The 22,263-nt window shown below is 35.5% G+C and carries 18 protein-coding genes and 1 pseudogene; 14 read left to right on the plus strand and 5 right to left on the minus strand.

The window, feature by feature from the left end; genetic code table 11:
* Positions 1 to 129: 129 nt before the first annotated feature.
* Positions 130 to 819 carry an HAD family hydrolase gene (locus FPG59_RS02650; RefSeq protein ID WP_086453073.1) on the minus strand — a complete coding sequence of 230 codons (690 nt, stop codon included), beginning with the start codon at positions 817 to 819 and terminating at the stop codon, positions 130 to 132.
* A gap of 66 nt (positions 820 to 885) precedes the next feature.
* Entirely contained in the window at positions 886 to 2,943 is a 2,058-nt protein-coding gene (gene metG / locus FPG59_RS02655) for a methionine--tRNA ligase (RefSeq protein ID WP_086453074.1), read from the minus strand.
* A 419-nt stretch (positions 2,944 to 3,362) separates the two neighbouring features.
* Here metG and FPG59_RS16520 point away from each other — a divergent pair, with 419 nt between their 5' ends.
* The 9 genes from FPG59_RS16520 (at position 3,363) to FPG59_RS02695 (ending at position 11,958) form a co-directional block, all read left to right on the plus strand.
* Entirely contained in the window at positions 3,363 to 3,500 is a 138-nt protein-coding gene (locus FPG59_RS16520; protein WP_176330680.1) for a hypothetical protein, read from the plus strand.
* A gap of 138 nt (positions 3,501 to 3,638) precedes the next feature.
* The gene (locus tag FPG59_RS02660; RefSeq protein ID WP_086453075.1) at positions 3,639 to 4,178 is read left to right on the plus strand and encodes a hypothetical protein; all 540 of its coding nucleotides are present in this window, start codon (positions 3,639 to 3,641) and stop codon (positions 4,176 to 4,178) included.
* A gap of 578 nt (positions 4,179 to 4,756) precedes the next feature.
* Positions 4,757 to 6,028: a serine--tRNA ligase gene (serS, locus tag FPG59_RS02665; protein WP_086453076.1), complete on the plus strand. Its 1,272-nt coding sequence runs from the start codon at positions 4,757 to 4,759 to the stop codon at positions 6,026 to 6,028.
* 77 nt (positions 6,029 to 6,105) lie between these two features.
* Entirely contained in the window at positions 6,106 to 7,896 is a 1,791-nt protein-coding gene (locus tag FPG59_RS02670; RefSeq protein WP_086453077.1) for a hypothetical protein, read from the plus strand.
* Positions 7,897 to 8,012: 116 nt separating this feature from the next.
* Positions 8,013 to 8,327, plus strand: coding sequence for a DUF4286 family protein (locus tag FPG59_RS02675; protein ID WP_086453078.1), 315 nt, complete (start codon positions 8,013 to 8,015; stop codon positions 8,325 to 8,327).
* Between the two features lie 115 nt (positions 8,328 to 8,442).
* Entirely contained in the window at positions 8,443 to 9,222 is a 780-nt protein-coding gene (gene rsmA, locus FPG59_RS02680; RefSeq protein ID WP_086453079.1) for a 16S rRNA (adenine(1518)-N(6)/adenine(1519)-N(6))-dimethyltransferase RsmA, read from the plus strand.
* Entirely contained in the window at positions 9,212 to 10,564 is a 1,353-nt protein-coding gene (mgtE, locus tag FPG59_RS02685) for a magnesium transporter (RefSeq protein ID WP_086453080.1), read from the plus strand. The genes rsmA and mgtE overlap by 11 nt, the downstream gene beginning before the upstream one ends.
* A gap of 220 nt (positions 10,565 to 10,784) precedes the next feature.
* Positions 10,785 to 11,561, plus strand: coding sequence for a pyrroline-5-carboxylate reductase (gene proC / locus FPG59_RS02690; protein ID WP_086453081.1), 777 nt, complete (start codon positions 10,785 to 10,787; stop codon positions 11,559 to 11,561).
* 34 nt (positions 11,562 to 11,595) lie between these two features.
* Positions 11,596 to 11,958, plus strand: coding sequence for a hypothetical protein (locus FPG59_RS02695; RefSeq protein WP_140344583.1), 363 nt, complete (start codon positions 11,596 to 11,598; stop codon positions 11,956 to 11,958).
* Between the two features lie 142 nt (positions 11,959 to 12,100).
* Here the strand turns inward: FPG59_RS02695 and nhaA are convergent, their stop codons facing one another.
* Positions 12,101 to 13,261, minus strand: coding sequence for a Na+/H+ antiporter NhaA (gene nhaA, locus FPG59_RS02700; protein WP_086453083.1), 1,161 nt, complete (start codon positions 13,259 to 13,261; stop codon positions 12,101 to 12,103).
* Positions 13,262 to 13,396: 135 nt separating this feature from the next.
* Between nhaA and FPG59_RS02705 the strand changes: the two are divergent.
* Together FPG59_RS02705 and FPG59_RS02710 are read left to right on the plus strand one after the other, a co-directional pair.
* Positions 13,397 to 14,329, plus strand: a pseudogene (locus tag FPG59_RS02705) (2-hydroxyacid dehydrogenase); the annotation flags it as partial.
* A 460-nt stretch (positions 14,330 to 14,789) separates the two neighbouring features.
* The gene (locus FPG59_RS02710) at positions 14,790 to 15,071 is read left to right on the plus strand and encodes a TM2 domain-containing protein (RefSeq protein ID WP_086453084.1); all 282 of its coding nucleotides are present in this window, start codon (positions 14,790 to 14,792) and stop codon (positions 15,069 to 15,071) included.
* 61 nt (positions 15,072 to 15,132) lie between these two features.
* On the opposite strand, the gene FPG59_RS02715 is transcribed toward FPG59_RS02710, so the two are convergent.
* Complete coding sequence (locus tag FPG59_RS02715; protein ID WP_086453085.1) at positions 15,133 to 16,935, minus strand: lysophospholipid acyltransferase family protein; 1,803 nt, start codon at positions 16,933 to 16,935, stop codon at positions 15,133 to 15,135.
* Between the two features lie 206 nt (positions 16,936 to 17,141).
* Between FPG59_RS02715 and FPG59_RS02720 the strand changes: the two genes are divergently transcribed.
* The 3 genes from FPG59_RS02720 (at position 17,142) to FPG59_RS02730 (ending at position 20,164) form a co-directional block, all read left to right on the plus strand.
* Positions 17,142 to 17,903, plus strand: a complete 762-nt coding sequence (locus tag FPG59_RS02720; protein WP_086453086.1) for an exodeoxyribonuclease III — start codon at positions 17,142 to 17,144, stop codon at positions 17,901 to 17,903.
* A 200-nt stretch (positions 17,904 to 18,103) separates the two neighbouring features.
* Positions 18,104 to 19,045 (plus strand): OmpA family protein, encoded by a 942-nt coding sequence (locus FPG59_RS02725; protein ID WP_086453087.1) that lies wholly within the window; start codon positions 18,104 to 18,106, stop codon positions 19,043 to 19,045.
* An 81-nt stretch (positions 19,046 to 19,126) separates the two neighbouring features.
* A complete protein-coding gene (locus FPG59_RS02730) occupies positions 19,127 to 20,164 on the plus strand; it encodes an aldo/keto reductase (RefSeq protein WP_086453088.1) in 1,038 nt (345 codons plus the stop codon).
* A gap of 112 nt (positions 20,165 to 20,276) precedes the next feature.
* Here FPG59_RS02730 and FPG59_RS02735 read toward each other — a convergent pair whose 3' ends face one another.
* The gene (locus FPG59_RS02735) at positions 20,277 to 22,244 is read right to left on the minus strand and encodes a transglycosylase domain-containing protein (RefSeq protein ID WP_086453089.1); all 1,968 of its coding nucleotides are present in this window, start codon (positions 22,242 to 22,244) and stop codon (positions 20,277 to 20,279) included.
* Positions 22,245 to 22,263 lie beyond the last annotated feature (19 nt).

Consider the following 22,263-nt stretch of genomic DNA (forward strand, 5'->3'; position numbering starts at 1 on the left):
GGGGTATATTGAGAAATCAGCAAAAATTTAGCTTTAAAAATTTAGCATGTTTTTTTATTTAACTCCAAAAAAAGGAATCAATAAGCTAAAACAAAGGGATGTTAATTTAAAATATGGATATTTTAACACTTACAAAGCTATGAATTCTAAGATGTCGGTAAGTTTTTCAATGGTTTTAAAGTTTTCATGCTCTACTTTGTGATCAATTTTTTCATGTGCCCAAGTGGTGTGAAATGGGATATGAACGGCGTATCCGCCTATGGCTAAAACAGGAAGAACATCGGATTTCAATGAATTGCCTATCATGAAAAATTCAGAGGGTTGAATTTCTAATCGTTTAATCAAGTCTGTATAATCAATCTCCTGCTTGTCTGACATCACTTCAATATGATGAAAATAATGGCCTAACCCTGAATTGTGTAATTTTCTACGCTGGTCTAATAAATCACCTTTGGTGGCAACTACTAATTTGTATTTTCCGTGTAATGCTTGTAGGGTTTCTTGAACACCATCTAGTAAAACAATAGGTTTTTCTAAAAGTTCTTTGCCGTACTGAATGATTTTTTCAATTATTTCAATCGGAATCGTGTTGTTCGAAATATTCATTGCAGCCTCAATCATAGAAAGGATGTACCCTTTGATGCCATATCCGTACAATTTTAAATTAGCTATTTCTACCTTAAATAATTCCTGTGAAAGCCCTTGATGTGACAAATAATCACTCATCAGGGCACAAAATTTCTCTTCGGTTTCTAGAAAATAGGTTTCGTTGATGAATAAGGTGTCATCTGCATCGAAGGCAATTACTTTTAGGTTCATTCTTAATTGTGTATTACCACAGATTCGCAGCTTTAATTAATGAATCTGCGAATCTGTGGTTATTTTTTAATTTATTGTCTCGCCATTCCCTACACCATCCGTGTCTGGATTTACAAACACTAGTTTTCCTTCGGTATTTGTAGTCATTAAAATCATACCTTGACTTTCTACGCCACGTAAGTTTCTTGGTGCCAAGTTCACTAAAATAGTTACGCGTTTCCCAATGATATCTTCTGGTTTAAAACTTTCGGCAATTCCCGAAACTATCGTTCGAATATCAATTCCAGTATCTACCTTTAAAATCAAAAGTTTGTTGGCTTTTGGCATTTTTTCAGCCTCTAAAATGGTTCCTGTGCGGATATCCATTTTGGCAAAATCCTCAAATTGAATAAGTTCTTTTTGTGGTTCAGCTACTTTATTCTCGGCTTTATTAGCTGTTTTGGTTGCTTCTAATTTATCGATTTGTTTTTGGATTTCTTCGTCTTCAATTTTAGAGAAAAGTAATTCGGCTTGACCAATTTGGTGACCAGCGGGTAATAAATTCCAATCTTCAAATTCCAAATTCCAATTGTTGATGTTGATATTCAACATTCTTGACAATTTTACAGAAGTAAAAGGCAAGAACGGCTCACAAAGCGAACTCAAAACTGCAGCAATTTGCAAAGCAACATACATTTGAGTTTTTGTACGTTCTTCATCAGTTTTAATCATCTTCCAAGGCTCTTCATCGGCCAAATATTTATTTCCGAGTCTTGCTACATTCATCATTTCACCAAGTGCTTCTCTAAATCTATATCTTTCGATAGAACTTGAAATTACTGATGGATAGGCTTTCAATTCAGCCAAAGTTTGTTCGTCTACCTCAGATAATTCGTTAGGAGTAGGGACAATTCCGTCGTAATATTTATTGGTTAAAACCACCACACGATTGATGAAATTTCCAAAAATTGCCACTAATTCATTGTTGTTTCTAGCTTGAAAGTCTTTCCAAGTAAAATCATTATCCTTCGTTTCCGGTGCATTTGATGTTAAGGCATAACGCAATACATCTTGCTGATTTGGGAATTCTTCTAAATATTCGTGCAACCAAACCGCCCAGTTTTTAGATGTAGATAATTTATTGCCCTCTAAGTTCAAGAATTCATTGGCAGGAACATTGTCAGGTAAAATGTAACTTCCTTCCGCTTTTAACATTGCCGGAAAAATGACGCAATGAAATACAATATTGTCTTTCCCAATAAAGTGAACCAGTTTTGTGTCTTGATCTTTCCAGTACGGTTCCCAATCTTTCCCTTCACGCAAAGCCCATTCTTTCGTAGCCGATATGTATCCAATAGGAGCATCAAACCATACGTATAATTTTTTGCCTTCGGCACCTTCAACAGGAACATCAATTCCCCAATCTAGGTCACGCGTTACGGCACGAGGCTCTAAACCGCCGTCAATCCATGACTTTACTTGTCCGTAAACATTCGGTTTCCAGTCGTTTTTATGTCCTACCAGAATCCATTCTTTCAAGAAATCTTCGTAACGGTCTAGAGGTAAAAACCAGTGTTTTGTAGATTTCATGATGGGAGTTTCTCCCGTAATGGTTGATTTTGGATTAATCAAATCGGTAGCATTCAGCGTAGATCCACATTTTTCGCATTGGTCGCCGTATGCTTCTTCGTTGCCACATTTTGGGCAAGTTCCCATTACAAAACGATCTGCTAAAAACTGATCTGCTTTAGCATCATATAATTGTTCGGTTACTTCTTCAATAAAATCGCCTTGTTCATACAGTTTTTTGAAAAATTCCGAAGCCGTGTCATGATGAATTTTAGCCGAAGTTCTTGAATAATTATCAAATGAAATTCCAAAATCAGAGAACGATTTACGGATAATACCATCGTATTTATCAATTACTTGCTGAGGCGTAATGCCTTCTTTTTTGGCTTTCATAGAGATAGCCACACCGTGTTCATCGCTTCCGCAAACAAACAAAACGTCTCTTCCTTGCAATCTTAAATATCTTGAATATATGTCTGACGGTACGTAAACACCCGCCAAATGGCCAATGTGAATCGGTCCGTTCGTATACGGCAATGCCGCTGTAATCGTATATCTTTTTGGATTCTGTATCATGTGTTGCTAATATTATTTTTTTATTTGTCACATGTAATTCGCATAGCACGAAGGGCTGAATGACCCATTTAATACTACGCTCATTTCATGATTCCATTTTATGGAGGTGCAAAAATAAGCAATAGAATTTTATTTGAAGCTATTTAGCTTTGCTGAATCTGCGATGTCCCACTATCCGTTGCAATCTTTCCATTTTTAAAGAAAAAATGAAAAGGATTTTCACTGCTATTGGGGCTAGGGAAGCAGGTGCTTCAAGCCTATTTGTTATTTCGATGAACGAGGAATCTCCAGTTCGGGCCAACTTAATCCGACATTAAAATAGCAAAATGCCAAAAAATAGTTTCCTTTGTAAAGTTTTTAAGTTGGTGATTCTGGTAACAGTCTCAAACGACAAACATTACTAATTAAGTTGCTACATCATGCCCAAAGGACCCGAAAAAAACACCAAAAATAAAGCGTTGCACACCAAATTACTCAATAGGAAAAAGGCAAAATTGCAAGAAGAAAAAGCAGCAAAAGCAGCACGTTTGAAGGCATTGGTAGCTAAAATGAATTAGAAAAAGAACAATAATGAATCGGATGTCATTTAATTTTAAGCATAAATAAATCTGTGCTCATCTTTGGATAAAACAAATATTTCAATTCCTCAATCTTTTACCCGAAATTTGCAACCTATAATATAAAACGCAACTCAAATGGAATTCGGAAAAATCATCATCTCAGAAAACGCTGCTCAAAGTGAAAACCCTCAAGACATTATTAACTCAAACATTTCGGTGATCAATTTAATGCGTGAAGAGAAAATTGATGACGATTTGATTCATGAAGATGCATTGATGAGTTATTATTTGGATTTTTATGTAGCGCAACATGTTGATGGCAATTTTGCACAATTCGTTCACCGCTCCGGATGGAATAAGGAATTAAATGAACTTATTGAAGAAGGTTTGGCCTTGATTGAAGCACCAAAACATTTAGAATTATTCCAGCAACAATCTAAAAAAGTGAGTTTAATGAGCAGTGTAAAGCTCAATAAATTTTTACAAGGAAAATTAGAAGGGGTAAATCCCACTAGAGACGCACTCAACACCGATACTTTTTTCGAAATAGAAGAAAATATAGTAGAACTTAATGCTGCTTTTTTAATGTCGCACCCAGATCTTGAGGTGCTTTCTATAGATGATATGTTTGCAACTCTTGAAGCTTTTGTAGGTCACGAGATTAAAAGAGAGTAGAGTTATTTCGCAAAGACACACTAAGAAAACACAAAGTAACGCAAAGATTTCTGCATAAAACTTCGTAAATCTTTGTAGCTCTTTTGCGAATCTTCGTGAAATAGCCTTTCCTGTTAAAAAAGAGTTGATTTATTTCGCAAAGACACACCAAGAATATCACAGAGCAACGCAAAGATTTCGATAAAAAACTTCGTGAATCTTCGTGGCTCTTATGCGAATCTTCGTGAAATAGCCTTTCCTATTAAAAAAGAGTTGATTTATTTCGCAAAGACACACAAAGAAAAACACAAAGTAACGCAAAGATTTCTGAATAAAACTTCGTGAATCTTTGTGGCTCTTTTGCGAATCTTCGTGAAATAGCCTTTCCTGTTAAAAAAGAGTTGATTTATTTCGCAAAGACACACCAAGAATATCACAGAGCAACGCAAAGATTTCGATAAAAAACTTCGAGAATCTTTGTGGCTCTTTATTGAATCTTCGTGAAATAAATTTTCCTAAAAAACTTTGTCCCAATCTTACCAAACATTTCCTTAAATTTGCTTCCATAATCATATAAGTTAGCGCAAAAAAATCAAGCTATGTTACAAATTGCATTTATTAGAGAGAATCAAGAAAAAGTAATCAATGCTTTGGCCAAAAGAAATTTGGATGCCAAGAGTGTTGTTGAAGAAGTGGTACAACTAGATGAAAAACGTCGCGCTGCGCAGGTAGAGCTTGACACTATTTTATCTGAATCTAATAAATTATCCAAAGATATTGGCGAATTGATGAAAGCGGGTGAGAAAGCAAAAGCCGCAATCCTTAAAGAAAAAACAGTTTTAAACAAAGAGAAAAGCAAAGCGCTAGCCGAAACCGCTGAGGCACTAGCCGCTGAACTTTTAGAAAAATTATACACACTGCCTAATCTTCCAGCTGATATTGTTCCTGAGGGGAAAACACCAGAGGAAAACTTAAACGTTTTTGAAGAAGGTGCCGTTCCAGTTTTGCATGAAGGTGCACAACCACATTGGGATTTGGTAAAAAAATACGACATCATTGATTTTGAATTGGGAGTAAAAATCACTGGAGCAGGATTTCCAGTTTATAAAGGTAAAGGCGCTCGTTTACAACGTGCCTTGATCAATTATTTCTTAGATAAAAATACGGCAGCAGGTTACAATGAAGTTCAGGTTCCGCACATGGTCAATGAAGCATCTGCTTATGGAACAGGTCAATTGCCAGACAAAGAAGGGCAAATGTACCATGATAAAACCGATGATTTGTACTTGATTCCAACGGCTGAGGTTCCTGTTACTAATTTGTTTCGTGATGTAATCCTCAACGAAAATGAATTGCCAGTATTGACTACGGCTTATACGCCATGTTTTCGTCGTGAAGCAGGTTCTTACGGTGCTCATGTACGTGGTTTAAATCGTTTGCACCAATTTGACAAAGTCGAAATTGTACGTGTAGAGCATCCTGATAAGTCTTACGAAGCACTTGACGGAATGGTAGAACATGTCAAAGATATCTTGAGAGATTTGAAATTACCGTACCGTGTATTACGTCTTTGCGGAGGCGATATGGGTTTCACTTCAGCATTGACGTATGATTTTGAAGTTTTTTCTACGGCACAAGACCGTTGGTTAGAGATTAGTTCGGTTTCTAATTTTGAGACTTTTCAATCGAATCGTTTGAAATTGCGTTTCAAGGACAAAGACGGAAAAAACCAATTGGCACACACCTTAAATGGAAGCGCGCTGGCCTTACCTAGAGTTATGGCTGGAATATTAGAAAATTACCAAACTCCTGAGGGAATTGTAATACCAGAGGTATTGCGTCCTTACTGCGGATTTGATATTATAAATTAATTAGTTTGCGGTTATCAGTCACAGTTGACAATGCTGTGACTGAAAACTGTGACTGCAACTAAACACGAATATTGATAATGAAAAAGCTCTTTCTATATATCACTTTGTCATTCTCGCTATTTGCTTTTGCCCAAAACGAGCAATTAGCACAGTATTATTATGACAAAGGCGATTTTGAAAAAGCAAAAATCAGTTATGAAGAACTTTTAAAGGAGACACCTCAAAATTCGCTCTATTTTCTCAGATCAATAGATTGTTTGCAACAATTGCAGCAGTTCGAAAACGCTCAAAATGCACTTCAGCTGAGGTATGATAAGTACCAGCAGTCAACTATTTTAGTGGAACTTGGCTATAATTATCAGTTGCAAAAAAACGAAAGTAAGGCAACGCCATACTACGAAAGAGCTTTGGAATCCATAAAGAAAAATCCAAATGATGTTTATGGTGTTGCCAATGCGTTTGAACGTAAAGTGCTCCTTGAATATGCATTAAAGGCCTATAAAACTGTCTCTGGAACAAATGAAAATTATAATTTCAATTACCAAATAGGATTGCTCTATGGTCAAATGGCAAATATGGAACTCATGGTGGCTACTTTTCTAGACGAAGCCTATGCAAATCCAGAAAACTCCATTAGGATTGAAAACCAATTAGTACGCTTTATGGTTGATGAAGGTGATGCTAATTTCAATGATATTTTACGCAAAGCCCTGATAGTAAGAACTCAAAAAACACAAGATATTTTCTGGAATCGTTTTTTAAGTTGGTTTTATGTACAGCAAAAAGAATTTGATAAGGCATTTATACAAGAAAAAGCCATTTACAAACGCAATCCCGAAACGCTTGCTAATATTGTAAGTCTAGGACAACAAGCCATTCAAGAAGACAAAACCGATGCCGCTATTGAGATTTTAAATTTTGTGTTGCAAAACTCACAGGACAAGGAGTTATTGGTCCAAGCCAATACGTACTTAATTCGAATGAAAATTGAAAAAGCAACAGCTACTGATTACCCAGCAATCAATCTGGCACTAGAGGATTTGCTAAAACAATTTGGAATAAGTCCTTTTACGCTATCTTTGCAACTTATTCAAGCTCATTTTACAGCATTCAATTTGAAAAAACCAGAAGAGGCTAAAAAAATTATTAAGTCTGCCCTTGAAATGCAACTTAATGAATATGAAATAGCACAAACAAAAATGGAATTGGCCGACATCTTACTTTATGAAGAAAAATTCAACCAAGCATTATTGTACTATTCTCAAATTGAATTGGATTTAAAAAATGATGTTGTAGCTCATGAAGCCAGTTTAAAAGCAGCCAAAACGAGCTATTTTAAAACTGATTTTGAATGGGCCTTGAAACAATTTAAAGAGTTAAAAGCAGCTAATGCACAGTTGATTGCAAATGATGCCTTAGAGTATTACTTGCTGATAAATGACAATAAGGTTGCTGATTCAACTCAAACAGCCTTAAAACAATTTGCAAAAGGAGATTACCTCTTGTATCAAAATAGAGATGAGGAAGCCATTGTTCAATTTCAATCACTGTTACAAAAAAAGACAGGTGAGCAAGCTAATGAAATTGAAGCGGTTACTTTGTTGAGATTGGGTAAAATTTATGAAAAAAAATCCGATTTTGTTTTGGCTTTAAGCCAATACCAAAAAATAATAGAAACACATAAAGAAAGCATTTACATTGACGAAGCCTTATTTTATGCGGCCGAAATAAACAATAAAAAACTACAACAACCTGAAATTGCTAAACCGCTTTATGAGAAAATAATTTTTAACCATCAAGACAGTATCCATTTTGTACCGGCCCGCAAAGAATATCGCATGTTAAGAGGAGACACTGTAATACAGTAAATGATGGTTACAAAACTAGGCTTTATATGATGGCAACCGTTGTTTTAGAATATTAATTTTTTTTAACCCTACTATCCCTGGTAGGTTTTCCCTTTTTTTAGGGTCAGGGTCAGTTTATGATTATATACAACGTCACTACAAACATACATGAAAGCGTACACGATCAATGGATGATCTGGATGCAACACAAACACATTCCTGAAATCTTGTCAACTGGATTGTTTTCATCAGCCCGATTGGTTCGCGTATTGGTTGAAGAAGAAATGGGAGGAGTAACCTACTCTGTACAATATGAAACAGAAAGTAAGGAGACCTTGCAGCGGTATTATCAAGAACATGCACCTGGTTTCCGTGAAGAGGGCGCTCGATTATTTGGAGATAAAATGCTAGCTTTTAGAACTGAACTTGAGTTGATTGGAGATTATAAATAAGTAGCGTAATCTTATAAACACCTAGTATCCAGGCTAAAAATGGATCGCAAATACAATATAAACTTTATGCCTAAGTGGCAAAACAAATACATACTGAAATAAGTTCAGCAAAAAAATGGAAAAAGTAACCGCCAAAAAACACTTAGGACAACACTTTCTAAAAGATGAAAGTATAGCTAAGGATATTGCTGACACGCTAAACCTAAAAGGGTATGAGGATGTCTTAGAAATAGGTCCGGGAATGGGAGTTTTGACAAAATATTTATTGGATAAACCTGTAAATACATACGTTATTGAAATTGATACCGAATCGGTAACCTATTTGGATGCCAATTATCCAAAATTGAAAGATAGAATTATCTCCAAAGATTTCTTGAAATACAACATCAATGAAATTTTTGAAGGGAAGCAGTTTGCTATAATTGGGAACTTCCCGTATAATATTTCAACACAAATTGTTTTTAGAACATTAGAATACAAAGAACAAATACCCGAGTTTGCAGGTATGTTTCAAAAAGAAGTCGCAGAACGTATTTGTGAAAAGAAAGGAACAAAGGCTTACGGAATTCTCTCGGTACTGGTACAAGCTTTTTATGATGCGGAGTATTTGTTTACCGTAGACGAAAATGTTTTTAATCCGCCACCCAAAGTAAAATCAGGTGTTTTAAGGTTACGCCGTAAAAAAGATTATAGTTTGCCTTGCGGCGAAAAATTATTTTTTACAGTAGTTAAAACCGCTTTTCAGCAAAGGCGAAAAACGTTACGTAACAGTTTAAAGACCTTAAATTTGTCAGATGCTTTACGTGAGGATGAAATTTTCAACCTTCGTCCAGAACAATTAGATGTAGCACAATTTATTTCCCTTACTCAAAAAATAGAAGCCGATGGAGTTTAAAATCAGCAAAGTACTAATACAAGAATTAGAGCAACTCATTCAAAACAAGAACGACCAGCAACTGGAAGTATTATTGAATGACATGCACCATGCTGATATTGCCGAAATTCTAGACGAGCTGGACTTTAACGAGGCTACTTACATCTTTAAAGTTTTAGACAGTGAAAAAACCGCCGAAATTCTTCTGGAATTAGAAGATGATTTGCGTGAAAATATATTAAGCAGGCTTTCGCCAAAGGAAATTGCGGAGGAATTAGATGAACTAGAAACCAATGATGCTGCGGATATTATTGCAGAGCTTTCGCAAGACTTAAAAGCCGAAGTAATTTCAGAGCTTCAGGATGTGGAGCATGCCAAAGATATTGTTGACTTATTGCGCTATGACGAGGACACCGCTGGTGGAATCATGCACAAGGAGTTGGTTAAAGTCAATGAAAACTGGAATGTACTTACGTGCGTGAAAGAAATGCGTATTCAGGCCGAAAATATCTCCAGAGTCCATTCGATTTACGTGGTAGATGATGAAGATCGTTTAAAAGGGCGTTTGTCACTTAAGGATTTGTTAACTACTTCGTCAAGAACACCTATTAATGATGTTTATATCCGAAAATTAAACTCGGTAAAAGTAGATACAGAGGATGTTGAGGTAGCTCGTATCATGCAAAAGTACGATTTAGAAGCTATTCCTGTTGTGGATGAATTAGGAAGGTTAGTAGGTAGAATTACCATTGATGACATTGTAGATGTAATTAAGGACGAAGCAGACGAGGATTACCAGTTAGCAGCCGGTATCTCACAAGACGTAGAAGCCGATGATAGCATATTTGAACACACAAAGGCGCGTTTGCCTTGGTTGGTTCTGGCATTATTAGGTGGTTTTGTTTCTGTAAAAGTATTGGGGCTTTTTGAAGGTGCCATGCTGCAACACGGAAACTTATTCTTTTTTACACCACTTATTGCTGCCATGGCAGGAAATGTAGGGGTGCAATCTTCGGCAATTATTGTACAAGGTTTGGCTAACAATACTTTAAGCGGTTCCGTTTTTAACCGACTCATCAAAGAGGTTTCTTTAAGTTTGTTAAACGGTGTGATACTAGCCAGTATTTTATTTGTAGGAAGTCATTTTTTACTGAATGTAGAGATGATTATCGGGATTATTGTCACTACCGCTTTGATTGCAGTAATCATTATTGCATCATTAATTGGTACTGCTATACCATTGTTGCTGGACAAATTCGGGATAGATCCTGCTTTAGCTACTGGACCTTTCATTACCACTAGCAACGACATTTGTGGTATTTTAATTTACTTTTCTATAGCACGATTGATTTTAGGGTTTTAGCCTCTTAAAATAGATTCGAATAGAACACTCAGCCCAAAATGAAATCTATTTATGCCACTAGTTTGGTTCAAAATGATTTCATTTTTGGCTTTTTCATTTATGGACTTTGTGGTTTGTGTTGCTGTTTTAGCTATTTTTGAGCAAACTAAACTAAAACTAACTACAAGCTTTATTGATTTTATATCAACTACAAAATTGAAAAAGCAAAAAACTACAACGCATGAAAGTACACATTATTGGCGGAGGAAACCTAGGCGTTTCTATCGCGCTCGGTTTGGCTAAATTTGCTACACACCATCAGGTTACCATTACGCGACGAAACATTTCAAGTATACTTTATCTCGAAAAATTAGGAGCAACGGTAACAACGAATAATATTCTCGAAATTCAAGAAGCTGACGTAATTATACTCACCATCAAACCCTATCAGGTAGATACCGTTTTGGCCGAAATTCTACCACAAATCTCCAATAAAATAATTGCATCCGCAGTAAGTGGATTGTCTATTGAGAACTTACAATCTAAAATTGGCGCCAATAACTATGCAGTGCGTATCATGCCTAATATTGCGGCACAGTTTGGCGCATCGGCTACTTGTATTGCATTTCACGAAGCCCATAAAGAACAGGCCCAAGAGGTGGTTGCTCTATTTGAAAGTTTGGGTACAGCTCCTATTATTGACGAGAAATTAATGGATGCAGCTACAGTTCTAGCAGCTAGCGGTACAGCTTTTGCCCTGCGCTACATTCGCGCCTCAATGCAAGCCGGAATCGAAATAGGTTTTGATTGGCAAACTGCCCTCGCAATATCGGCACAAACTGTAAAAGGTGCAGCGCAAATGCTTTTAGAAGAAAAAATACATCCGGAACAATTAATAGATAGAGTTACCACGCCTAAAGGCTGTACCATTGCTGGGTTGAATGAAATGGAGATGCATGGTTTTAGTTCGTCCTTAATTCGCGGTATTAAAACTTCTTTGAAACAAATTAAAGGATAAAAGTATCAACTGTAACTAAAAAAAACACTTGATTATGAATGCATGTACTCTAATAATCAGAATGTCAAAAAATGGTGATATTTACAATAAGTCTTATCACTACAATGTACAAATTGCAAATGAGTTAGACTGTGAAATGCACTATAAAAATAACCGTAAAGAGGTAATGCTTGCGCCGGGAAAATATAGTTTGCTAATAAATGACGGCAAAACACAACAAGCTCAAGAAATTACTGTGAAAGCAGGCGAAATACAAACCTTTACTATCAATGCAAGAGTTACGTATCAATTAGGATTGGGTCTTATGATAGGAATTCAAGTGGCTTTTGGAGCTTTTTTATGCTATCAATTTTTTGTTTTGGATAGATTTTTTTACCTCAAATTATCATTTTTGTAGCAATACTATTTTTGTTTACACGAGATAATTTTGGCAATAGTTTTGCCTTGTCTTTTTCTAAAAAACGTTTTTAATAAACCAAAAAAAACCTCATTTTTAGTTTAAAAAAGAGGTTTTGTATTTTGAAGAAATTTAAATGATCTTATTTTGTTTTTTTTAGTTTAAGCGGTTTTAGATTGAACTTGAGCCATAAAAACCCAATGGTTCCTGCAATAAAAGAGGCTATTAAAATGGCAATTTTAGAGTAAGTAATTACTTCTTCACCATCGTTTTTAAAAGCCAATAATGTGATAAAGATAGACATGGTAAATCCTATGCCGCCAAGCATTCCTGCGCCCAGAATACTACTCCATTTTAAATCCTTGGGCAGTGTACAAATACCTACACTTACCGCTAGAAAGGAGAATAACCATATTCCCAAAGGCTTTCCTATAACAAGTCCTAAAATGATTCCTATCGTGTTGGCATGATTTAAACCTTCTTGCCAGTTAGCACTAATTGCAATTCCTGTATTGGCAATAGCAAACAATGGTAGGATAAAAAACGCTACCGGATAATGCAAAAAGTGTTGCAAACGGTAAGAAGAAGTTTTTTTGCTTCCATCTCCAAACGGGATCACAAAGGCCAATAATACTCCTGTTATGGTAGCATGTACTCCTGAATTTAGCATGAAGTACCACATGGCTGCTCCTCCTATCAAGTATGGATAGAGTTGATGCACGTTGCGTCTGTTAAAAATGAACAAAATCCCCATAATGGCAAATGCAATTCCTAGATTGATGTAGTCAATACTTTCCGTGTAAAATACAGCAATGACTATTATGGCTCCTAAATCATCAATGACTGCCAATGCGGTTAAGAAAATTTTTAATGAAGTAGGAACTCTTTTGCCTAAAAGCGATAAAATTCCTATTGCAAACGCAATGTCTGTAGCCATAGGAATTCCGGCTCCGTTTTGTGTAACCGTACCAAAGTTTAGCAGTAAAAAAATTCCTGCCGGCACTAGCATTCCTCCCAAAGCCCCAAAAATGGGTAAAGCCGCATCTTTAATACTCGATAATTCTCCTTGATATATTTCTCGTTCTAATTCTAAACCTATCAATAAAAAGAAAATAGTCATTAAACCATCATTAATCCAGTGGGTAATAGAATGGTGTGCAATTTCGGTTTCCCAAAATGCAATATAATTGTTTTGTACTGCTGAGTTAGCCAATGCAATGGAAAGTAAAGTCACAAAAAGTAATAAGATACCTCCTGCTTTTTCACTTTCAAAAAAGGCTTTAAATGTTTTTGTTACTTTCATTATTTATTTTGAGTTTGTTTTGTAGGAGTGTGAAAAATACAAAGTACAAATTTACAATTTTAAAGGCTTATGGCATCAGTTTACTCCATAAACCGTATTTTTTTTGTTTATTTGAGTAATCAAAATTTAGAACATATGGCTATCAATATCCTTCACATAGACAGTAATCATCCCGTACTCTGGGATCAACTTCAAGCTGCTGGTTTTCATAATCACAGTGATTATGTTTCTTCAAAAGAGGAAATTGAATCTAAAATTCAGGACTATCACGGAATCGTGATTAGAAGTCGTTTTAAAATTGACAAAATATTTTTAGACAAGGCAATAAATTTACAGTTTATAGCTCGTGTTGGGGCTGGATTAGAAAGTATTGATTGTGATTATGCTGCGCAAAAGGGCATTGCGCTTATTGCAGCTCCCGAAGGTAATAGGAATGCAGTAGCAGAGCATTCGTTAGGAATGATTTTGTCATTGTTTAATAATTTAAATCAAGCCGATCAAGAAATTAGAGCAGGGCATTGGAATAGAGAAAGCAATAGAGGTCATGAGCTAGATGGTAAAACGGTAGGAATTATTGGCTACGGAAATATGGGGAAATCTTTTGCCAAAAAACTTCGTGGTTTTGATGTAAAAGTACTTTGCTACGACATTCTAGAAAACGTAGGCGATGCCAATGCGAAGCAAGTAACACTCGATACTTTTCAGCAAGAAGTTGATGTGCTGAGCTTACACGTTCCTTGGACTCCAGAAACTGATAAAATGATCGACGCATCCTTTATCAATAACTTTGCAAAGCCATTTTGGATTATCAATACCTCACGGGGGAACAATCTAGTCACCCAAGATTTGGTAGCAGCTTTACAATCAGGAAAAATTCTTGGTGCGGGTCTTGATGTTTTGGAATATGAAAAACTTTCTTTTGAAACTCTTTTCAGTGACAAAAATACTCCCGAAGCGTTTCAATATTTACTGCAAGCTAAAAATGTAATTTTAACGCCTCATATTGCGGGTTGGACTGTGGAAAGTAAGGAACGATTAGCACAAGTTATTGTAGATAAAATAAAAGCAAAGTATTTTGGTCAAGCCAAAGATATCGAGCCAGAAGAGCTCGTAACTGGAATTGGAGGTTTCTTTTTTAAGTCCAATGACCCTAAAGGTTTAACGGCTTGGTACGAAAAGCATTTGGGTTTAAAAACAGATCAATACGGAGCTACTTTTTGGTGGAAAGATAAGAACGGCGCGGATTGTTCTACCCAATGGTCGCCTTTTGCTGCAGATACTACTTATTTTGAGCCAAGCAAAAAAGAGTTCATGCAAAACTTTAGAGTGCTTGATTTAGAGGTATTATTGAAAAAATTAATACAAGAAGGTGTAACAATTGTGGGTGATATGCAGACTTATGAGTACGGAAAATTTGCTTGGATACTGGATTGCGAAGGAAATAAAATTGAACTTTGGGAGCCAATTGACGCTGCCTTTTTATAAATGAGAATATATAAACTACTTAATTAACTAATATTAACTAACGATGGAAAATCAAAAATACGAATCTTGGAATCAACCACAACATAACCGACAAGACAATAAGAAACTTCCAGCAGGGTTGCTCGCTATTCTTTTAGGACCTTTGGCAATTCATAAGTTTTTTTTGGGTTACACCACCGAAGGGATTATTTGGTTATTGATTAGTTTGTTTACCTGTGGAACCGTAACGACTTTATTAGGACTTATTGAAGGGATTATTTATTTGACAAAATCAGATGAAGAGTTTTATCAAACGTATCAAGTAGGTAAGAAGGCATGGTTTTAAAACATAAAAATCCCGTCTTATCTTTTTAGGACGAGACGGGATTTATATAATGCTACTGATATTAATCTTCTTTTTCGGCTAATTTTCGTTCTAGTTCGGCCTGAAATTCTTCCATTACCGGTTTCATAGTGCTTTCGGGAATGTCAGCTATTCTTATGTACATGAGGCCATCTACCGCGTTATTAAATAGTGGATCTACATTAAAGGCTACAACTTTGGCGTTTTGTTTGATGTATTTTTTAATCAAAACAGGTAAGCGCAAACTGCCAGGTTCCAATTCGTCAATTATTTTGTCAAATTTATTCAAATCAGCTTCAGTCTCGTTGAAAATGAAATCTTTATCGGCATCTTTAAGTTTGACTTTATATGCTTTTTTTGGATGAATATATTGAGCAATGTATGGATCGTAATAGTTTGATTTCATGAACTCAATCATCAGTGATTTTGAAAAATCAGAAAATTGATTGCTGATACTTACCCCGCCCAATAAAAATTTATGCTCTGGATAACGTAATGTAGTGTGCATAATTCCTTTCCAAAGCAAGAAAAGTGGCATTGGTTTTTGTTGGTATTCCTTAATGATAAACGCGCGCCCCATCTCTATGGATTTGTGCATCATATCATATAATTCAGGTTCAAATCTAAATAAATCGTTGAGGTAAAAACCATTTATACCATATTTAGGGTAAATTTCAGCTCCTAATCCCATGCGGTATGCACCTGCAATTTTGTTAGCTTCGTTATCCCACAAAAATAAGTGATGGTAATATTGATCGTGCTTGTCAAGATCTATAGATTCATTGGTACCTTCGCCTACTTCTCTAAAAGTAATTTCGCGAAGACGGCCTATTTCATGAAGAATATTTGGAATTTTAGAAGCTCTTGCAAAAAACACTTCGTAGTTTTTACTTTGCAGTAAGCGACAATCTGTTGTACGCAATCCTTCTACTTCCTTGATCATTTTGTCTTGGCTTGCAGCCGTAACAATCGTTTTTGGACTTTTAGGAATTTTTAAGGTAGGAGTAGGTAAAAATGGGCTTTCCTTTTCAAAAGGATTAGCCAGCATATAGGTTTTCTTTCTTAAAAACTCAGAGTATTCCTCAAGAGTAGTATGTTCATTTTGCTCATTTACAGAGATTGGTTTGCCTATACGAACTTTGATTACTCTACGTTTTTGACTAAAAACTTCAGAGGGTAATTTTGCGGTTCTAAAAGTCCCACTAATCTTTGAAAGTAAATAAAACAACCTACTGTTTTTAGCATGAAAATAGATAGGGACAACTGGAACTTGTGCTTTTCTAATGACTTTAATAGCGCCCTCTTCCCAAGGTTTGTCTACCATTAACTTACCATCTTTATAAGTAGAGACTTCACCTGCAGGAAACATACCTAATGGTTTGCCATCACTTAAATGACGGAGTGTCTCTTTAATACCTACCACACTTGATTTTACATCCTTATGATTTTCAAAAGGATTTACAGGCATGATGTATTTTTTTAACGGAGTTATGCGGTGCAATAAAAAATTAGCGATAATTTTAAAATTGGGCTCACGTTCTAGCATTAATTTTAATAACAAAACCCCATCAATTCCGCCAAGTGGGTGGTTTGAGATGGTTATATAAGCGCCTTCTTTTGGTAATCTTTTTAAGTCTTCTTCTGGGATTTCGAACTTTATTTTTAAATCATCAAGAACTCCATTCAAAAAAGCTACATCTTCTAGGTGTTTGTTTCTATTGTATACTTTATTCAAGGTAGAGATTTTTAGCACCTTCATTAATATCCAGCCAGAAAACGTACCCAAAACGCCGTACTTGTCTGCATTAATAGCTTTTGCAACTTCTTTTGCGGTAACTAGACCCATGTATTTTTTTTCTTTATTTTAGTGCAAGAAACAAAGATAGCAAAAAACTCCATTTTCTCTATTTTTCTACATCAAACTTCTACTTTTTTGTTACATTTGAAACGTATATTTTTAAACAAGATTTTAAAACTGATACATAAAATTGGGTATTATGGTTCTAAATTAAGCCTGATGATTTTAAATGTTAATTTCAATTTTTTTTCCTGATGAGAATTATTTCATACAATGTAAATGGTATAAGAGCAGCCATTACAAAAGGTTTTCTAGAATGGTTACAGCACGCAAATCCTGATGTTATTTGCCTACAAGAAATTAAAGCTACTGAAGATCAAATTCCGGTTGATGCCATTACGCAAGCAGGTTATCCGTATCAATATTACTATCCAGCTACAAAAAAAGGGTACAGTGGTGTAGCTATTTTGTCTAAAACAAAACCTAATTCGGTTTTTTATGGTACCGGAATTAAGCATATGGATTTTGAAGGACGTAATCTTCGAGCTGATTTTGATTCAGTGTCTATTATGAGTTTGTACTTGCCTTCTGGAACAAATATGGATAGATTGGATCATAAATTTATGTTTATGGATGATTTTCAAAATTACATCAACGAACTCAAAAAAGAGATTCCAAACCTAGTAATTTGCGGTGATTACAACATTTGTCATGAAGCAATAGATATTCATGATCCTGTTAGAAATAAAAATGTTTCTGGATTTCTGCCTCAAGAGAGAGCTTGGCTTGATCAGTTTATGAAATCAGGATTTGTAGATAGTTTTAGACATTTTAACAGTGAACCGCATCAATATTCATGGTGGAGTTACCGTGCTGGAGCAAGAGGAAATAATAAAGGATGGAGGATTGATTACAATCTTGTAAGTGAAAATTTAAAACATAAATTAAAAAGAGCTGTAATTTTAGCCGATGCTGTGCACTCAGATCATTGCCCTATTTTGGTCGAAATAGAATAGTAGGATCATGAGCTAGTTCATGCTATTCGCTATAAATGTAATTCACTGAACTCCGATGTAAATAAAAGTTGAATGAAGTATTCTTATTGTTTTTAAAGAAAAACAACAAGGATTTTTACTGCTATCGGGGCTACAAGAATACTCAAAGCTTAATGATTTCGGTCTAATAAACAATTGAATCAACATAAATACTAAAATAAATGATAAAAAAAATTTCAATCGGATTGTTGGTACTCGCATTATCAACATCTTGTGTTTCCAAGAAAATATACAATGATCTAGAAAGTAAATTTACAGATCTTAAAAAAGAAAATAGAACTTTAGCTGATGAAAACGCAGCGTTATCGCAAGCTAAAAACCAACTTGAAATAGACCGAGACGCCTTAAAAGCTGATCTTGATAAATCTACAGTTGCTCTTGCCAAAGCTGCAGCAGATTTAGAAGCAAGTAAAAACAAGTATAAAGTGCTTCAAGATTCCTATACCGCTCTAGAGAAAAATAGTGGTGATGCGCTACAAAGCAACATGAAGAAAAATAGGGATTTGCTGGATCAACTAGATGAAAAAGGGAGAGCACTAACACTAGAGCAAGAGCGTTTGAGTAAAAGTGCACAAAGACTTAAAGAACTTGAAGATTTGATTGCTGCTAAGGAAGCAAGCATGAAAAAACTAAAAGAAACTTTGTCTAAGGCCTTGAATAGTTTTGAAGGAAAGGGTCTTACTGTTCAACAAAAAAACGGAAAAGTATATGTATCTATGGAGAATAAACTTCTTTTTAACTCTGGGAGTTGGGCAGTAGGATCTGAGGGTAAAAAAGCAGTTGTTGAATTAGGAAAAGTACTGGGAGATAATCCAGATATTTCCGTGCTGATTGAAGGTCACACAGATGATGATGCCTTTACAGCATCTGGCCCTATTGCAGATAACTGGGATTTATCTACAAAAAGAGCTACAGCAATTGTGGGTATTTTGAGCGAGAATAAAAAAATCAACAAACAAAATCTAACTGCGGCGGGAAGAGGAGAGTTTTCACCTCTAGGAAGTAATTCCACTGCTGAGGGCAAAGCTAAAAACCGTAGAATCGAAATTATCTTAACGCCAAGATTAGATGCTATTGCAGATATGTTGAATGAGATTAATTAATTTTTCTACAGTCAAAAGTCATAAAGTCGTCAATTTAAATAACTGACTTTATGACTTTTGACTTTATAACGTTATGACTTTATGAAATACACTACTTTACCCAATTCTGATGTAAAAGTCAGTAAAATATGTCTGGGTACAATGACTTTTGGTCAACAAAATACTGAGGCTGAGGGTCACGCCCAAATGGATTATGCACATGAAAAGGGTATTAATTTCTTTGATACAGCCGAGATGTACTCTGTTCCAGCACGCGAGGAAACTTATGGAAGTACCGAGAAAATCATTGGCTCTTGGTTTAAAAAAACGGGAAAGAGAGACGAGGTAATTTTGGCATCTAAAATAGCAGGTCCTAACGCAAATTTTGGTTACATGCGAGAGAACTTAGATTTTTCACCTGCAAGTTTAACCCATGCCTTGGATGCAAGTCTTACAAGATTACAAACAGATTATATAGATCTCTACCAATTGCACTGGCCAGAAAGAAAAACCAATTTTTTTGGGCAACGTGGTTTTAAATCACAAGAAGATGCTTGGGAAGATAACATTCAAGCTGTACTAGAAACCCTGGACGGATTTATAAAACAAGGAAAAATCAAACACATTGGTCTTTCTAACGAAACTCCATGGGGAATTATGCGTTTCTTAGAAGAGGCGAAGTATAAAAACTTACCTAAAATTAAAACCATTCAAAATCCGTATTCTTTATTGAATAGACTTTTTGAAAATGGTTCAGCTGAGATTTGTACAAGAGAACAAGTAGGGTTACTGGCGTATTCGCCAATGGCTTTTGGAGTTTTGTCAGGTAAGTTTCTTACTGGTGAAAGTCATCCAAATGCTAGACTTTCATTGTTCCCACAGTTTTCAAGATATAACAGTGCACAAAGTACACAAGCTACAAAAATGTATCAGGACATTGCGATTAAAAACGGACTTACGCTTACGGAATTATCATTGGCATTTGTCGCGCAACAATCGTTTGTTACCAGCACCATTATTGGCGCGACCAGTTTAGATCAATTGAAAGAAAATTGTAATACCATACACGTAACGCTTTCGGAGGAGATTTTAAAAGCTATTGATGAGGTACAAGCTTTAATTCCGGATCCAGCTCCTTAATTTAATATTAGTATTTTTTTAAGAGCAACTATTAGCAATGAGCCTTCCTTAACAAAAACTCCAGCAGAAAAATGAATCTTTCGGCTGGAGTTTTTAGTTTTTTTTGAGAGATTTAGAAATCAAATTCAGTCCCTTCGGCAAGTGAATCTACTTTTATCAAGGTTGAATCTAGTACTTTGAACTTTATAAAAGAACGTGCAGGTCCTGAGATAAAAATAGGTATCGAAGTATACAAGGTGTCTTCTGGAGTCAAGAGTCCTCTTCGTAACATTATTTTTGTCAAAAAAACTTCCTGTTTTGTTGCAAAATCTTTCAACAATCCTTGATCGGTAAACTGATACATGAATTTCTTTGGACTCGGAATAATTCGAGCCAAGTATAGGCATTCGTTTAGAGACAACTCCGCTGGTGTTTTCTGGAAATAAAACTGACTTGCTTCGCCAATTCCATATACATTTGGACCCCATTCGATAATGTTAAAATACACTTCCAGCATGCGTTCTTTACTTACAATCCTATTGTTTTCAAGGATGTAAACTAATAAAATTTCTTCAAGCTTGCGCGAAAGTGTTTTTTCTCTGCTCAAAAAAGCATTTTTCACCAGTTGCATACTGATGGTGCTAGCGCCACGAGCAAACTTTTTGGTTCTAATATTTTTTACAATCGATTGTTTGAAGGCCTCACTGATAAAGCCGCGATGTGAGAAAAACGAAGGATCCTCAGTAGTTAAAACTGATTTTTGTAAGTAAGGCGAAATTTGATCTAATGGGGTGTAGTTAGGGTTTGCGGTACCCACAAGAACAGGTCTTTGCAATACGTTATTAATCAAGGCGCGGTATACAAACTCTCCATTGAGCTTAGTCAAGTTGGCGTCGCCATATTTTGTAATTTTTAAATTTTCTTTCTTTAAAGTACTGTCAAAAACTAGACGGTTGGGTTTGTTTTGATTGAAAGCAAAATCTAATTTATAAGAGAAAGTTCCGCTTGCTTCCATGCCTTTGAAATGCGTAAACAAGCCTTCAGGCAAAGAGGTTATGAAATCCTGAGCCTTCATTTTTGGGATATTTACCTTGAGTTTGTAGAGCGTGTCAAGAGCAGTGTCATAGGCTAGGTAAGGATGGAATTTTATCTTATTGAGTTGTACGGTTGAGGTACTGTCAATAGAAATAAAATCAGATCCTAATAAAAAACGGTAGTCAAACTTAGCATTTTGCAACACTACATCTTTATTGGCTATTTTTGGATGATTGATTTTTAAATTGGCAATAGCCATAAAACCATCAATATGTAGCTCATCACCATCTTTGTCAATGTTTTCAAGATTTAATCGTATGGTGTTAAAACTAGTTTTCAAGTTGAAACGTTCATCAAAATAAGGGAGTTTAATGGCGCCAGTATCAATGTTTACAAACTGAATGTCTGCTTTTTTATTTCTTGGATCTGCAAAACCTTTAAGTTTCCACCGTTGTGAGATGGTATTGGTTTCTACTTTTATGGATGTCTCCAATTGTTTATTGGCCAAACGTAGTTTTTGAAAATTGATGTTTGTTTTTTTACCGTTATCATCTATTTTAAAAGCAAGATTGTCCAGCACCATATCTGTAGGAACTAAATTCAATATTTTGGTGATAAGAGCATAAGCAAATTCGGCGTAATCCCTTTTTTCATTGGTTTTTTCCGCTGAGGGATCTTTTTTCAAGAACGCATCAAAATTTCTTTTTTTTCCTTTTTTTACTAGTTGGATGTAACCGTTTTGTATGTCTAATGTTCCCAGTTGCACCTCGCCCGAAATTAGTTTTAAGAGGTTAACGGTTGTTTTTATTTTTTCAATTTTAAAAAGGGTATCAGCATCTTTAGGGATTAGTGTGATTTCAGACATACTTAGTCCAGATAAACCATCAAATGAGGCTTTTTTAACGGTGAAACTACTGTTGTATTCTACCGTCATTTCATTTGAAATTTTGTCAAGTGTTTGTTGTAAAACGGCATCTCTAAACACAAAAAAACCTCCTACAATAAGGCATATTACCACTAGGAGTATCTTAAAAAAAAGACCAATTTTTTGTTTTGTGATTATCATGTTTACTGTATTGATTTGG

Origin of the sequence: Flavobacterium sp. FPG59, assembly GCF_002150205.1 — a bacterium.
Taxonomy (GTDB): domain Bacteria; phylum Bacteroidota; class Bacteroidia; order Flavobacteriales; family Flavobacteriaceae; genus Flavobacterium.